The sequence below is a fragment of the Pilosibacter sp. NGB245 genome (assembly GCF_057397225.1).
Genome location: NZ_CM171584.1, coordinates 3,270,213 through 3,284,999, shown reverse-complemented (window position 1 = coordinate 3,284,999; position 14,787 = coordinate 3,270,213). Strand labels below are relative to the sequence as shown.

The 14,787-nt window shown below is 49.3% G+C and carries 13 protein-coding genes; 11 read left to right on the top strand and 2 right to left on the bottom strand.

Annotated features, from left to right (window positions below):
- Positions 1 to 177 precede the first annotated feature (177 nt).
- The 5 genes from ACXMYH_RS14650 (at position 178) to ACXMYH_RS14630 (ending at position 7,201) form a co-directional block, all read left to right on the top strand.
- Entirely contained in the window at positions 178 to 1,428 is a 1,251-nt protein-coding gene (locus tag ACXMYH_RS14650) for a M20/M25/M40 family metallo-hydrolase (protein WP_118531539.1), read from the top strand.
- Between the two features lie 497 nt (positions 1,429 to 1,925).
- On the top strand, positions 1,926 to 3,308 hold the full coding sequence (locus ACXMYH_RS14645) for a L,D-transpeptidase family protein (protein WP_118531541.1): 1,383 nt from the start codon (positions 1,926 to 1,928) through the stop codon (positions 3,306 to 3,308).
- Between the two features lie 136 nt (positions 3,309 to 3,444).
- The gene (locus tag ACXMYH_RS14640; RefSeq protein WP_118531610.1) at positions 3,445 to 4,320 is read left to right on the top strand and encodes an SseB family protein; all 876 of its coding nucleotides are present in this window, start codon (positions 3,445 to 3,447) and stop codon (positions 4,318 to 4,320) included.
- Positions 4,321 to 4,433: 113 nt separating this feature from the next.
- Positions 4,434 to 6,563: a M28 family peptidase gene (locus ACXMYH_RS14635; RefSeq protein ID WP_486555157.1), complete on the top strand. Its 2,130-nt coding sequence runs from the start codon at positions 4,434 to 4,436 to the stop codon at positions 6,561 to 6,563.
- Positions 6,564 to 6,565: 2 nt separating this feature from the next.
- Positions 6,566 to 7,201 carry a GNAT family N-acetyltransferase gene (locus ACXMYH_RS14630; protein WP_117468983.1) on the top strand — a complete coding sequence of 212 codons (636 nt, stop codon included), beginning with the start codon at positions 6,566 to 6,568 and terminating at the stop codon, positions 7,199 to 7,201.
- Between the two features lie 223 nt (positions 7,202 to 7,424).
- On the opposite strand, the gene ACXMYH_RS14625 is transcribed toward ACXMYH_RS14630, so the two are convergent.
- Both ACXMYH_RS14625 and ACXMYH_RS14620 read right to left on the bottom strand, forming a co-directional pair.
- Positions 7,425 to 8,450, bottom strand: a complete 1,026-nt coding sequence (locus ACXMYH_RS14625) for a sugar kinase (RefSeq protein ID WP_021905128.1) — start codon at positions 8,448 to 8,450, stop codon at positions 7,425 to 7,427.
- Between the two features lie 120 nt (positions 8,451 to 8,570).
- Positions 8,571 to 9,530 carry a bifunctional 4-hydroxy-2-oxoglutarate aldolase/2-dehydro-3-deoxy-phosphogluconate aldolase gene (locus ACXMYH_RS14620; RefSeq protein ID WP_118531547.1) on the bottom strand — a complete coding sequence of 320 codons (960 nt, stop codon included), beginning with the start codon at positions 9,528 to 9,530 and terminating at the stop codon, positions 8,571 to 8,573.
- A 354-nt stretch (positions 9,531 to 9,884) separates the two neighbouring features.
- On the opposite strand from ACXMYH_RS14620, the gene ACXMYH_RS14615 reads away from it, so the two are divergent.
- The 6 genes from ACXMYH_RS14615 to ACXMYH_RS14590 all read left to right on the top strand — a co-directional run bounded on the left by ACXMYH_RS14615 (position 9,885) and on the right by ACXMYH_RS14590 (position 14,765).
- On the top strand, positions 9,885 to 10,814 hold the full coding sequence (locus ACXMYH_RS14615; protein ID WP_329751980.1) for a phosphatidylglycerol lysyltransferase domain-containing protein: 930 nt from the start codon (positions 9,885 to 9,887) through the stop codon (positions 10,812 to 10,814).
- A gap of 3 nt (positions 10,815 to 10,817) precedes the next feature.
- Positions 10,818 to 11,843, top strand: a complete 1,026-nt coding sequence (locus ACXMYH_RS14610) for a GNAT family N-acetyltransferase (RefSeq protein WP_486555156.1) — start codon at positions 10,818 to 10,820, stop codon at positions 11,841 to 11,843.
- Positions 11,844 to 11,947: 104 nt separating this feature from the next.
- Positions 11,948 to 12,670 carry an NAD-dependent protein deacylase gene (locus tag ACXMYH_RS14605; protein ID WP_486555155.1) on the top strand — a complete coding sequence of 241 codons (723 nt, stop codon included), beginning with the start codon at positions 11,948 to 11,950 and terminating at the stop codon, positions 12,668 to 12,670.
- Positions 12,671 to 12,820: 150 nt separating this feature from the next.
- Positions 12,821 to 13,810 (top strand): L-glyceraldehyde 3-phosphate reductase, encoded by a 990-nt coding sequence (mgrA, locus tag ACXMYH_RS14600; RefSeq protein ID WP_118321862.1) that lies wholly within the window; start codon positions 12,821 to 12,823, stop codon positions 13,808 to 13,810.
- 40 nt (positions 13,811 to 13,850) lie between these two features.
- The gene (locus ACXMYH_RS14595) at positions 13,851 to 14,048 is read left to right on the top strand and encodes a DUF951 domain-containing protein (protein ID WP_015552966.1); all 198 of its coding nucleotides are present in this window, start codon (positions 13,851 to 13,853) and stop codon (positions 14,046 to 14,048) included.
- Entirely contained in the window at positions 14,049 to 14,765 is a 717-nt protein-coding gene (locus tag ACXMYH_RS14590; RefSeq protein ID WP_118297323.1) for a GntR family transcriptional regulator, read from the top strand.
- The last annotated feature ends 22 nt before the right edge of the window (positions 14,766 to 14,787 follow it).

The following is a 14,787-nucleotide window of genomic DNA, read 5'->3' as shown; positions in this document are numbered from 1 at the left end:
TCTGTCAGGGTGAAAAGTGACAGACCTGCCTGTTCACCTGCGTGTGCGCGTGAAGAAAACTTTTGTACGTATAAAAAATACGCATGCGGAGCTTTTTGTGGTACACTGGCAGACAGCATAGAACGACTGCCCGTGTGTGCACACGGCAGGACATTCAAAAAATGGAGGAACACAGATATGGAATACAAAGTTTCCGAAAAGGTTCAGAAGAAATTTGACACCCTGACAAAGGATGCAAAGGTCCAGAAAGCGTTACAGTTCATGGAAGAGGACCAGGATACCGTGATCGACAAACAGATCGAGCTGACACTGATCCCGGCGCCGACAAACCATGAGCAGAAGAAAGCTGCGAGACTTCTTGAGATGTTTAAGGAAGAAGGACTCACCGACTGCCATATCGACGAGTACGGCAACTGCGTTGGTATCCGGAAAGGTACCGGCGGCGGAAAGACAGTCCTTGTGGAAGGCCACATGGATACGGTATTCCCGCTTGACACGAAGCTTGAGATCGTCCGTGAAGACGGTTTTATCAAGTGCCCGGGCATCGTGGATGACACAAGAGGATGTGCGACGGTCCTCTCAACAATCCGTGCGCTGAACGCAGCCGGAATCCAGACAAAGGGAGATATCCAGTTCGTCGGAACTGTCCAGGAGGAAGGAACCGGCGCTTTAAAGGGAATGCAATATTATGTAAACCATCATCCGGAGCTGGATGCCAGCATCTCCGTTGACGGACCGGGATTTGAGGAGATCACCTACGAGGCAACCGGAATCCAGACATATGAGATCAATTTCCATGGCGTCGGCGGACATGCATGCGGAGCTTTTGCAAAGGTTGCGAACCCGATCCATGCGGCAGGACGCGCGATCGCAAAGATCGCTGAGATCCAGGTTCCGAAGGAGCCGATGACCACGTTTGCGGTTACAACGATGCAGGCAGGCAGCTTTGAGGCTGTCCATGCGATCGTTCCGGTCGCACAGATCCGCTTCAACTTCCGCTCCAACTCCCAGGAAGAACTCGAGAAACTTCGCAAGAAGATCTTTGATGCAATCGATGAGGCATGCAAAGAGGAGACCGAGCGCTGGGGTATGGACACCATCACATATGACGTAAAACATATCTGTGATGTCAATGCCGGCCACCAGGATCCGCATGCACCGATCGTAGAGGGCGCGATGGCGGCAGCAGAGTACCTTGGATGTGCGGAGCCGAAGCTCGGAAACGGCGGTTCTACAAACTGCAACCGTGCACTGGAAGCAGGACTTCCGGCCGTCTGCCTCGGAATGGGCGCAGATTACGATATCCATGCGCATATGCTGTCTGAGCAGTTTAAAGTCGAGGGAGCTTATAAGGGCTGCCAGCAGACACTGCTCCTGGCACTTCTCTGCGCAGGAACGGATGTAGTGGAAAGTATCATCGAGAAATAAGATCGTAACTGTTCAGTACTCTCGCAGTTACATAAGAATGTCAGAAAAAGGTACGGAATTGTTATATTCTGATCGAAACAGCGCAGGTTTGTCCTATATGGACGGACCTGCGTTTCGTTTTTGCGGAACAGGAAATCCAGGGATTTGTTCTGCAATACGGAATGAACTTTAGAGCCGCACTTTTGCCGTAGAAAAGCAAGGAAAAAGCAAGAAATAATCACCTTGACACCCTCTTATTGGTTAGCTACAATAGATGGTAACAGTTGGGATTGCGCAGATTTTTACCCGGAATTGTGTTGCAAGCTTGCTTGCATAAGCAATTCTGGGTGAAAATCTGCATAAGGGCGACGCCCGGAGCTTCTTGAAGGCCGCAGGCATTCAAGAAGAGAGCAATCCGCCCCGTTGCAGGATGCTCAAGCAAGCTTGCTTGCATAAGCGCTTTTATCCGAAAAGATGCATAAGCCCAATTGTAAAAATAATAAAGGCAGGACAGAAACATGAAAAAATTAAGAATGCTTCTTCCGATCGGCGCTGTGATCGGTATGCTGGCGGTGGGAACAGCGTTTCCTGCAATGGCGGCTGTTGTTGATACGGACACGGCCAAGTTTGTGCGCGGCACAACGATCAATGCGGTAGATGTGTCAAAGCAGACAGCGACACAGGCGAAAGGCTATCTTGAAGGCTACTTCAACGAGCATTACGAGATTAAAATACAGGACGCGGACGGAAATCTGGAGACCTTAAAGGGAACAGATGTTGGATATCATCTGGATGTCACCGGCAGCGTTGATGATATTTTAAAGGAGCAGAATGACGCAGGAAGAAAGACAGGACCGGGCTCTGACCAGAGTTATACCGTGACTGTGAAGGCGACGGTCGACGATGAGAAGCTTGCCGCAGCGCTTGCAAATCTGCACTGTGTAACGGCGGCAACACCGACCTCGAATGCGTATATCTCTGCTTATGAGGAAGGAAAACCGTTTACGATCGTTCCGGAAGTTCAGGGAAATGAGCTTGATATGGACAAGCTGAAAGCAGCTGTCAAGGATGCGCTTTTAAACCAGAAAAAGCAGATCAAACTGACAGATCATGACTGCTACAAAAAAGTCACGGTGAAGTCAGATGACGCAGCCCTGGTACAGCTCTGTGCGACCTTAAATGCGTATAAGGACATCAAGATCACTTATGATTTCGGTTCAAAGAAAGAGACTCTGGACGGTATGGAGCTGGCAAAATGGGTGACCGGGACAAATGGAAATGAGATTCAGGTGGACCGTGAGAAAGCCGCTGCATATGTGAAATCTTTAGCGGATAAGTATGACACTTACGGAAACCACAAATATAAGACGACATCCGGCCGCGATGTTGTCGTATATGGAAAATACGGCTGGAAGATCAATCAGGCTGCAGAGACGGATGCGCTGGTAGCGGCTGTGAAAGCATGCCAGACGACCGAGCGGGAACCGATCTACGAGAGCCGCGGTGCGACCCACGACGGATATGACTTCGGACAGACCTATATCGAGGTGGATCTTGCGACCCAGCATCTCTATTTCTATAAGGACGGAAAAGTGATCATCGACAGCCCGTTCGTATCCGGAAACGTGTCAAAGAATTATACGACGCCTCCGGGACTGTTTGAGCTGTATTATAAGCAGACAGACCGCGTATTAAAGGGAGAAGATTACGCGACTCCTGTAAAATACTGGATGCCGTTCAACGGCGGGATCGGACTTCATGATGCGAACTGGAGAAGCAAGTTCGGCGGTACGATCTACCAGACAAATGGTTCTCATGGCTGCATCAATCTGCCGCCGAAAGTAGCAGCGCAGGTCTATGAGAATGCGTATAAGGGAATTCCGATCATCTGCTGTAACTAGGGAAATTTGCAGAGTATGAGAGAGTGAGTGGGGTTTGAACTGAGAAAGCGGATCCTGCGCATCTGGAATTCGAAAAAATAATAGAAAACTGTTGGGATAAACAGCAGGAATGAAAACACCGGAAGGGAAAACAAAAATGGATAAACAGCAGGTTTTAAATCAGTTAAGAAACGCGAAGGAGATCTATGTGATCATGTCTCTGTGCACAAGAATGCCGTATGTGGTATGCGACAAGGAGACATTTGATGATGAAGTCCTGATCTACTTCACGGAGGAAGATGTTAAGCGCGAAGGTAAGCGCCTGGTTGAAGAAAAGATCCCGGTACAGATCGCAAAAGTGGATGCGAACCAGATGCTCCACTTCTACGGAAACCTTTACACGATGGGCGTGAACTGCCTGATGGTGGACCAGTACATGGATAGCGAATGCCGGATCCAGCTTCCGGAACTTGTAAGCCGTCCTGGCCAGAATAAGCCGGATACTCCGGAAGACGAGAAGAAGACATGGATCGAGAATCCGAGCCTTCATCTGACGGCCCTGTACTTCATGCAGGAGCTCCGCAGACAGAAATTTGAGACGATGCCGGAAGAATTAAAGGAAATGCAGGAGGAGATCCTTGCGGACTTCACCAAGGGAACCTACATTACCGCATTCCAGGAAGGCAGCGGCGTTCCGTTATTAAAACAGAAAAACGGCGATGCGTACCAGCCGATCTTTACAGATATCATCGAGTTCGGCAAATTCAATGCGAAAAACCAGTTTAAGGCGATCGCGGTTACAGCGAACAAGATCCCGAGCATCCTCGTAAAAGAGGCAAAGGGCGTTGTTGTAAACCCGTTCGGCGTAAACCTTCAGATGCCGATCACAAAGCGTACCGTGCCGAATCCGGAAGCGGCTGCACAGGCAGGCACACCGGAAGAGGTCCAGGCAACTCAGGTGGAAGTGAAGGCGGACAGCGAGAGAGCCGGAGCACAGGAAGAAGCCGAAGCTGAGAACAAGACTGAAAACTAAATAAAAGTAACGGTTCTGTTACGGGATCAGACTCCGGCGTGTTCGCGTCACTGGGAATAGTGCGCAGGATGCGGCGGAGTTTGTGATTGCGCGGGATGAGGAGGATGACAGCTGTGGAGAGCGACAGAAGGAAGATCGAAGAAGCATATTTAAAAGCGGTGGATATCGGTTATTCCTACCATCTGGCGAAAAAGATGGAGGAGTTTAAGAGTAATCCGGTCCTTGGTTACCGTACAGCGGGATCGAAAGCGGAATTTGATACCGGGGAATTTCTGAAAGAGGAAATGGAGCGGATCGGGCTTTCAGATATCCATAAAGATGAACTCTGCCTGGATTCCTGGGAGTTCGAGAAGGCAGTCCTGCGTTTTGCGGACCGGGATGGAAAGGAACATGAATTCCAGCTCGGTGCCTATCAGACGGAGTTTGTGACGGATGGATGGAAGGAATATCCACTGGTCTACGCAGGCCGCGGAAAGGAAGCGGACTACGACGGCGTGGATGTGACGGGATGTCTTGTGATGGTGGACATCAACCAGAGAGATGAGTGGTGGATCAACTATCCGGTCTATCAGGCTCATTTAAAGGGTGCAGCGGCGGTGATCGCAGTTCAGGATAACGGTTATGCGGAGATCGACAGCGAGGCGCTCAATGCCCAGGATATCGCGGGCCCAAAGGATGCCCCGGCATTTTCCATGTCAAAGAAAGATGCGGAGATCCTGAAGACTGCGTTAAAAGAGACTCCGCGGATTACAGTGCAGTTTGATGCAAAGTCTGTCGTGAAGGAAGATATGCCTGCCTACAATGTATGGGGAACGATCCCGGGAAAGTCGGACGATATGATCCTGCTCAGCGGCCACTATGATTCCTATTTTGACGGATTCCAGGATGACAACTGTGCGATCGCGCTGATGTTCGGGATCGCAAGGACGCTGTTAAGGATCGGCTATCAGCCGGAAAAGACCATCGTATTCTGCTGTATGGCGGCGGAAGAGTGGGGAATTGAAAACTCCAAGTACGACTGGTCGACGGGGGCATGGCAGCAGGTCTTTAAGATCCGGCCGGAATGGCAGGGAAAGGTGATCGTGGACCTGAATTTTGAGCTTCCGGCCTATGCGCATAATCCGTGGGATGCGATCCGGTCTACCTATGAATATGAGAATTTTCTGAAGGAATTTGTAAAAGAGTTTCCGGTGGACGCAAAAAAGGTCTACCCGGAAGGTCTCGGCGTCCAGTGCCCGATCGAGACCTGGTCGGATGATTTTTCCGTCGCGATCTCAGGAATCCCGTCGATGGTGAATGAATTTAGCAGTGCGGAGTTCATGGAGACACATTACCACTCCCAGTTTGATAATGACGAGTATTATAATGCGGATGTATTTCAGTTTCACCATGAGCTCTACGGACTTCTCGTCATGGCGTTTGACCGGGTAAAAGTAGCTCCGGTGAATGTCGGACGGACGCTTCAGGCGCTCCAGGAGAGCGTCAGACCGGTTACTGGCCGGGAAGATGAAAAGGGCATCAGGATCCTGCTGGAGCGGACGGCAGAGGCGAAGAAGATCGCGGATGCGGTATATAAAAGAGTGAAAGAGATTAATGAGATCTCCCGGGACAATGAATGCAATTTGCGGAATGTGGAAACCGGAGAAAAGAGTGCCGGATGGAGCGGCAAAGCTGCTTTCGGCAGTATGCCGGAAGCGGAGAAAAGAGAGCTGTCCGGTCCGGAAAATACAAAATATGCTGCGCTTCAGAGGCAGCTCCTGTATTTGTTCCGCAAATGCCAGGACTATTTTGTCCGTCTCAACTGGCACGATGAGGTCCTGTTCCCCCACGAGGCCGCCCAGAGCAATCTGCGCCATATCGGCGATGCAGTGCGCAGTCTGGAAAATAAGGACGTCAGAGGGGCTCTTGACGCCTTGTACCTGGTGGACAACAATCAGTATGCGTTTCAGTTTGACGATGAAGTATATCACTATTTTACGGAATATGTCCTGAACCAGGGAAAAGACCGGCTGCAGTGGGGAGCCGGACGGATCGTCCATCATGTGGATCTCTCGAAGGAGGTCAAGAGCCTTAAAAAGAAGATCGCCGAGGGCGGACATGACGTGTCGGAAGAGCTTTATGCACTGAAAAAAATGGAGGAAGAGCAGCTTGCCTGCTTTGACGATGACATAAGATATATGACCCAGGCCGTGGATACCCTGACGGACGGGTTAAAAAAAGCGAAAGAGGTGTTGGATTTTTAGTTATGGACAGCCAGATATTGTACCGGGTACAGAGAGAAGATCTGCCCCGGCTCCAGAAAATGCTGGTAGAATGTTTTGCCAGAGACCCGCTTTATGAGACTCTGATCCCGGATGCCGAGACGAGAAAGCGGCTGATGCCGGAACTTTTTGAGTGTGATCTGAACGAGTTTTATGAGACATGTGAAATTTTTGCGGACAGCCCGGAGTTAAACGGACTCCTGGTCGTCTCCGATGAGGCGGAGGAATATGATCCGGTCCGCTTTTACCTTACAGAAGCGTGGGCGTCCTTAAAGACAGATGAGTATCTGATCAAGGAGGACAAGAGCTTAAAGACGCTCTGGAACTTTATCAAGGGCCGCGACTACTTAAACTCCCATTGGACGGCCCAGCTTCACCAGGAAAACCGCTTACATATCATCTACCTTGCGGTGAGTCCGAGTGTACAGCATCACGGGGTTGCGGAAAAACTGATGGATGATGCGATCCGGTATGCCGGAGAGCACCGGATGATGATCTCGTTGGAGACGCACAATGAGAAGAATGTGGCGTTCTACGCGCATTTCGGATTTAAGGTGTTCGGGATCGTGGAGAAAGGCATGGGACTGAAGCAGTATTGCCTGGTGAGAGAAATTCAGTAACCTAAAGAGGACTTATCCGGCCATGGCGGCTCTGCGGTGCACCGGAAACGGTCAGGAAATTTCATAACAGATAAAAAACAAGGACCTCAGCGATTGGCAGCCGCTGAGGTCCTTATTTTTATGGTATATATTGAGGAATAAACTTGCCCTTATTGGCAAATTGGGCAACTATTTCATGATCGCATCACCCGATATACAGGTGATGCAGGATCAAAGATTTTGATTATCTCTGTACACGTCCGGATCCGTCGCCGCCAGCTAATTTCTTAACTTCGTCTACGGAAACCATGTTCATGTCGCCTTCGATGGAGTGCTTTAAGCAGGATGCAGCTACTGCGAACTCGATGATGCTCTGAGCATCCATGTCGCTTAAGCAAGCGTAGATCAGTCCGCCGCCGAAGCTGTCGCCGCCGCCTACACGGTCAACGATGTGCATAGCGTACTTCTTGCTGAAGTAGTAGTCCTTGCCATCGTATAACATAGCGGACCAGTTGTTGTCGTTAGCGGAGATGGACTCACGAAGCGTAATAGCAACCTTCTGGAAACCGAAACGGTCAGCAAGCTGTTTTGCAACGTCCTTGTAGCCCTCGTGGTTTACAGCGCCCTTTGTAACGTCTGTGTTGGAAGCTTTGATACCGAATACATCGGAAGCATCCTCTTCGTTTGCGATGCAGACATCAACATATTTGCAGAGCTCGCCCATAACCTCGCCTGCTTTTGCCTTTGTCCAGAGTTTGTTTCTGTAGTTTAAGTCGCAGGAAACAGTGATGCCGAGTTCTTTTGCTTTCTTACATGCTTCAAGGCAGATAGCAGCAACAGTGTCGTTTAATGCCGGTGTGATACCTGTGAAGTGGAACCAGTCAGCGCCCTCGAAGATCTTAGCCCAGTCGAAATCTTCCGGAGTTGCCTCGGAGATTGCGGAATGTGCACGGTCGTAGATAACCTTGGACGGTCTCTGGGAAGCACCCTTCTCAAGGAAGTAGATACCTACACGGTCGCCGCCGCGGGTGATAGTGGAAGTATCAACGCCGTATCTTCTTAACTCGTTTACAGCTGCCTGGCCGATCTCGTGCTTCGGAAGCTTTGTAACGAATGCTGCATCAAAACCGTAGTTTGCAAGGGAAACAGCTACGTTAGCCTCGCCGCCGCCGTATGTTGCGCCAAAGTTGTTAGCCTGAACGAAACGATAGTATCCCTCCGGAGCGAGACGGAGCATGATTTCACCAAATGTAATAACTCTCTTGGACATGAGGATTCTCCTTAAAATTAATATGATTTATAGTCATGGACCGCGCGGAGCAGGGAAAGCGGTTAGCAGAGTCCCTGGTTACGCGGTATAAATTACGATTTTTATAACGGAAGATGAAGCTTATTTCTGTACCAGATGTACTGCGAAGCCGCCGATCTCGTCTGCGAGATAGATTGCTGTCATCTTGTCGCCTTTGAACTTAGCGGACTCTTCGTTGAACTTGTAGCCCATCATCTCAAGGTAGTTCTTTGCTCTTACTACAGAGTTTGTAGCAACAGCGATGTGACCCTTTGCGCCAAGTCCTTTGGACTTCATAGCCTCAACAGCTTTTCCTGCGAATACAGAGCTGTTGCCAACTTTCTTTGTGAATCCGAACAGACCGTCAAATGCATCAGCAGTCTTTTCAGCTTCAGCTTCGTTGTCGCAGTTGATTCCGATGTGAGCAAGCTCAAAGCCGAGCATTGTCTGAACAGCTTCCTTTGTGAGGTCGCGGATCTTATCGAACTCACCGGCAGCTACGAGGTCTTTCTTAACCATCCAGCTTCCGCCGCAAGCAAGGATCTTGTCAAATGCAAGGTAGGAGTTGATGTTCTTAGCGTTGATTCCGCCTGTCGGCATGAACTTCATCTGTGTGTACGGAGCTGCCATAGCTTTGATCATGTTGATTCCGCCAGCAGCCTCAGCCGGGAAGAATTTAACAACATCAAGACCAAGGGAGATAGCCATCTCAACGTCGCTCGGGTTGGAAGTACCCGGAGTTACCGGAATTCCTTTATTTACACAGTATTTAACAACTTCCGGATTTAAGCCCGGGCTTACGATGAATTTTGCGCCGGCGTTTACTGCACGGTCAACCTGCTCTGTTGTAAGAACAGTACCAGCTCCGACTAACATCTCCGGGAACTCTTTTGCCATAATACGGATGGACTCTTCAGCAGCTGCTGTACGGAATGTAACCTCAGCGCACGGAAGACCGCCCTCGCAAAGTGCCTTTGCAAGCGGTGCTGCGTCCTTTGCATCGTCCAGAACTACAACCGGAACGATACCAATTTTCTGGATCTTCTCTAAAACTTCGTTCATGATTCCTGTCTCCTTTTGTTTTTATAAATTTAGGAAATTCAGTTTTAGTCAATAATCAAGTCATATTGAGTTTTAATACCGAGTTTCATAATGCGGAACCATGTTTCGCATTGCGGTATCATCTAAATTAGATTATACTCACGCGATTCAAATTGTCAATAGCGAAAAAGCCTAATTTTACTGGATTTTCTGAGTAAAACTGCCGAAAAACAAATCGCTTCATTTTATAATGGAAGTGTGGTAAACTATAAAAAGTAAAAAAGGCAGCTGCCTGATGGGTTTGTGTATTTAACACGCCGGCAAAAACAGCTGCGAGAGATGATGAGCAGGTTAGAAAGGAAAAAATAATAATATATGGATATACAGTTTCATAAGCTGAGCGCTGAGAATTTTGAGAAGCTCAGCAAGTATTACGGAAGACGCCACGACAATACATGCGACAGCGTGATGCTCGACAACTTCCTCTGGGCGGACTATTATCATGTCCACTTCTGCGAGAGAGACGACAGAGCAGTTCTCTGGACGATGAAGATCATGGGCAAGATGTATGCGTCTCTTCCGGTATGCGCGATCGAGGATATGTCCCACTATTTCAATGAGATCGAACGGTATTTCAATGAAAATCTTCATCTGCCGCTGGAGATCTATCTTGCGGATCAGGAAGCTGTGGACTATTTAAATCTCCCGGCTGAGCGATATTCCGTGACGGAACTCCCGGACGCGAAGGACTATCTTTACAGCGCTGAGGCGTTAAAGACACTGTCAGGAAAGGCACTCCACAAGAAGAAAAATAACCTGAACGCCTTTAAGAAGGCATATGACGGACGGTATGAATACAGGACTCTCTGCTGTTCCGACGGCTGTGAAGTATGGAAATTCCTGGACAAATGGAGAGAAGGAAAAGGACAGGAAGTCGAGGGACATCTGGATTATGAAGTGGAAGGGATCCATGAGATCCTGAGAAACTGTTCGATGTTATCGGTCCGCATGGGCGGGATCTATGTGGATGACCAGTTAGAGGCGTTCTCGATCGGAAGCTATAACAGTAAGGAAAAGATGGCGATCATTCATATTGAAAAGGCAAATCCGGAGATGCGGGGGCTTTACCAGATGATCAACCAGCAGTTCCTGATCCATGAATTCCCGGACGCGGAGATCGTAAACCGTGAGGACGATATGGGTCTTCCGGGGCTCAGACAGGCAAAGATGTCCTATGCGCCGATGGGATTTGCGAGAAAGTATCGGATTAAGCAGCTCGATTATCAGGCAGGAAGCGCGGAGTAAACTATGATACGGTATTTGGAGACAGAAGAAAAGGGAAGATGCCAGGATCTCTGGAGAGAGGCATTCCCGGAAGATTCCACGGAATTTTGTGATTATTATTTTAAGGAAAAGATGAAGGACAACCGGGTCCTTGTACGGGAGGAAAACGGTGAGATCGTGTCTATGGTCCACCGGAATCCGTACCGGATCTATATGCGGGGAAATGAGGCGGTCTGTGATTACATTGTCGGTGTCTCAACGCTGGTTTCTGAGCGCCACAAGGGATATATGAGAAGTCTCATGCTGGCGATGCTGCGGGATATGCAGGAAGAGCGCATGCCGTTTACCTTTCTGATGCCTGCAAGGGAATCCCTGTACCGCCCGTATGATTTCCGGTATATTTATGATCAGCCGCGCTGGGTCCTCAAATATAATCCCCATATCCACAGGGAGCCATGTGATCTGAAGACACTTGGAGCAGATCTTGCGGAATGGCAGACAGCGTGGTTAAAGAGACAATATGAGGTCTTTGCGATCCGTGATGAGGCATATTTACAGCGGATGGAGAAAGAACTTGCCAGCGAGAACGGAACCTGCACACTGCTCTACGACGACGACTGGTTTATCGGAATGCAGAGTGAGTGGGGCTTAAAGGAGCGAGAGATGCGTTATCTCTATACCGGAGAGCACTACCGGAGTGAGGCGGGGCAGAAACCGGCGATCATGGCGAGGATCGTCTGCATGCCGGAGTTTGTGACAAATATCCACCTCTCAGAAGACTGCCCTCAGGACGAGGTGACAGTGGAGATCGGGATCAACGACCTTTTCGTTCCTCAGAATCAGGGGGCGTGGCTATGGCATCTGACGAAGTATGGTTCCAGGATGACGCAGGAATCCAGGTTTATCGCGAAAGGCAAGATGGAGGTCCTGACGATCTCGGAACTCACGGAGTGGTTGTTCGGATACCGGACGCCGGCTCAGGTAAAGAAGATCCCATATGGGGAATTTATCGAGCCGTTCCATGGAGTGTTCCTGGACGAAGTCGTGTGATACCGGACTCACGGGGGACAGGTGCGGAGTGATATCGGCCGAATATGTGAAATTGTGAACGGTTGATTGAGAATACTTTTATAATAGGAAGGAGAAGATCTGTCATGACAGAGCGGGAAACATTAAAAAAGTGGCTGGATGAGAGCAGCAACATTGTATTTTTCGGTGGGGCAGGTGTGTCCACGGAGAGCCATATTCCGGATTTCAGGAGTACAGACGGACTGTACAACCAGGAATACGATTATCCGCCGGAGACGATCCTCAGCCATTCCTTCTATATGAGAAAGCCGGAAGAATTTTACCGGTTCTACCGGAATAAGATGCTGTTCCCGAATGCGGAGCCGAACCGGGCGCACAAAGCGTTGGCAAAGCTCGAGAAGATGGGAAAGCTGAAGGCAGTCGTAACGCAGAATATCGACGGACTCCATCAGAAGGCGGGAAGCAAAGAAGTTCTGGAACTTCATGGTTCGGTTCTGCGGAATCACTGCATCCGCTGCGGAAAATTTTACGGTCTGGATGCGATCTTAAATTCCACAGGTGTGCCGAAATGTACCTGCGGAGGAACAATCAAGCCGGATGTTGTGCTCTATGAAGAGGGATTGGATTCGGAGACGATCGAAAAGTCTGTAAATTATATCGCAAATGCGGATGTTCTGATCATCGGAGGAACTTCCCTGACTGTATATCCGGCGGCAGGACTGATCGATTATTACAGAGGACATAAGCTGATCCTGATCAACAAGTCGGTGACGCCGATGGACAGCCGCGCCGACCTTGTGATCAGCGGACCGATCGGGGAAGTGCTCGGGGATGCAGTCGGAGTCTGAGTACGGAAATCGGGGATACAAAAAATAAAGGACCTGAAAACAGGGACTGCAGGTGTTTATGATGGAATAGAAAAAGCCGAAAACATACATAAGGGATTCATCCGATGAAAGGAAAAGATATGGTCCGGCAGGAGACGGGGAGGAGACAGAATGTATCAGGCAGCAGAAGATCGTTATGATTTGATGGAATATAAGCGCTGTGGAAGAAGCGGGTTAAAACTCCCGCGGATCGCGCTGGGACTGTGGCAGAATTTTGGACTGGAAAAGACGATCGCAGACCAGGAGGAGATTCTGTGTCATGCGTTCGACTGCGGGATCACACACTTTGACCTCGCGAATAACTACGGTCATCCGGCGAATGGACTTGCGGAGAAAAACTTTGGCCAGGCGTTGAAGGACTGCCTCGGTACATACCGCGATGAGCTTGTGATCTCCACAAAAGCCGGCTATGATATGTGGCCGGGCCCGTATGGCAACTGGGGATCCAGAAAGTATCTGATGGCGAGTCTTGACCAGAGCCTGAAACGCATGGGACTCGATTATGTGGATATTTTTTACCACCACAGACCGGACCCGGAGACGCCTCTTGAGGAGACAATGGGTGCGCTCAGTGATATCGTTCGCAGCGGAAAAGCACTTTATGTCGGACTTTCCAACTATAAAGAGGAAGAGACGAGAAGAGCGGTGAAGATCCTAAAGGAGAACGGAACTCCGTGTCTGATCCACCAACCGCGCTACAACCTGTTGGAGCGCTGGGTGGAGGACGGACTGCTCTCCGCGCTTGATGAGAACGGCGTCGGTTGTATCTGCTTTTCCCCGCTGGCGCAGGGTGCGCTGACGGATAAATATCTGAAGGGGATCCCGGCGGACTCCCGCGCTTCGCGTGCAGGAACGACCGTCGCACAGAGATACCTTTCGGATGAACAATTAGAAAAAATCAAACAATTAAATCAATTTGCTGCAGAGCGTGGTCAGACACTGGCGCAGATGGCGATCTCATGGATCTTACGCCGGCCGGAGGTGACGACGGTCCTGGTCGGAGCGAGCCGGGTTTCCCAGCTGGACAATAGTCTTGCGGCGTTAAAAAATACAGCTTTCTCCGAGGATGAGCTGAAGAGGATTGACGAAATTCTGGCATAGGCTGCTGGTCCGGGACGGAAAAAAGACAGGAGACAGAATGATGGTATATGAGGTAGGAGATATTGTAAAATTAAAGAAACCGCATCCGTGCGGCAGTCAGGAGTGGGAGATCCTGCGCGTGGGCGCGGACTTCCGCCTGAAATGCATGGGCTGCGGCCACATGGTGATGGTTACGAGACGATTGGTGGAGAAAAACACCAGAGGACTCCGGAAACCGGACGGGACGGAAGTGAAGTAAATGGAGACTGGAAGAGAAACACTAAAACAGCAGGCATACCGGATCATAAAAAATAAGATCTTATATTGCGAATATGCCCCAAATGAGGTCCTGAATGAAGAATTACTGCTTCAGGATACGGGATATAGCCGGGCGCCGATTCGAGACGCTCTGGGCCGGCTGGAACAGGAACATCTTCTGGTGATCATGCCTAAAAAGGGAATTCGCATCTCGGATGTGAATATGAATGATATCAGTTCTGTGTTTGAAATGCGATGCATGGTAGAACCATATGTGATCCGGATGTATGGAAACCGTCTGGATAAGGAAAAACTGAGGGAATATAAGAAAAAGTTCGAAACTGATATTACGCCGGAGAAAGTTATGGATGCGGCGAAAGAAAAACGATTGATCGAAATGTTTACTCTGGATGATGAATTCCATCAATATATTGTTCGGAACAGTCCTAATCCATATATGTGGATGTCGATGGAGCTGATCTATAATCAGAATACCCGTCTTCGCGTTCTTACAAGTCTTGACCTGAATCGATTGATGCAGTCAAAACCGGAACATGCGGAGATTATTGATGCTCTTCTTGAAGATCGATATGAAGATGCTGCAGATAAGATGAAAAATCATTTAAGAAAAGCAAAACAAGGATCTCTTGACACGTTTGCGTCATATGGAGACTGGCTCCGGAAGAAAGAGCAGGATCCTATCGGATTCAGACCATAAGAAATATTTTTTGAGACAAATC

Coding starts and splice junctions, on each gene's coding strand:
- ACXMYH_RS14625 (WP_021905128.1), bottom strand. CDS start 8,450: ATGTCCAAGAGAGTTATTACATTTGGTGAAATCATGCTCCGTCTCGCT.
- ACXMYH_RS14640 (WP_118531610.1), top strand. CDS start 3,445: ATGGATAAACAGCAGGTTTTAAATCAGTTAAGAAACGCGAAGGAGATC.
- ACXMYH_RS14620 (WP_118531547.1), bottom strand. CDS start 9,530: ATGAACGAAGTTTTAGAGAAGATCCAGAAAATTGGTATCGTTCCGGTT.
- ACXMYH_RS14590 (WP_118297323.1), top strand. CDS start 14,049: ATGGAGACTGGAAGAGAAACACTAAAACAGCAGGCATACCGGATCATA.
- ACXMYH_RS14650 (WP_118531539.1), top strand. CDS start 178: ATGGAATACAAAGTTTCCGAAAAGGTTCAGAAGAAATTTGACACCCTG.
- ACXMYH_RS14610 (WP_486555156.1), top strand. CDS start 10,818: ATGATACGGTATTTGGAGACAGAAGAAAAGGGAAGATGCCAGGATCTC.
- ACXMYH_RS14605 (WP_486555155.1), top strand. CDS start 11,948: ATGACAGAGCGGGAAACATTAAAAAAGTGGCTGGATGAGAGCAGCAAC.
- ACXMYH_RS14630 (WP_117468983.1), top strand. CDS start 6,566: ATGGACAGCCAGATATTGTACCGGGTACAGAGAGAAGATCTGCCCCGG.
- mgrA (WP_118321862.1), top strand. CDS start 12,821: ATGTATCAGGCAGCAGAAGATCGTTATGATTTGATGGAATATAAGCGC.
- ACXMYH_RS14595 (WP_015552966.1), top strand. CDS start 13,851: ATGGTATATGAGGTAGGAGATATTGTAAAATTAAAGAAACCGCATCCG.
- ACXMYH_RS14645 (WP_118531541.1), top strand. CDS start 1,926: ATGAAAAAATTAAGAATGCTTCTTCCGATCGGCGCTGTGATCGGTATG.
- ACXMYH_RS14615 (WP_329751980.1), top strand. CDS start 9,885: ATGGATATACAGTTTCATAAGCTGAGCGCTGAGAATTTTGAGAAGCTC.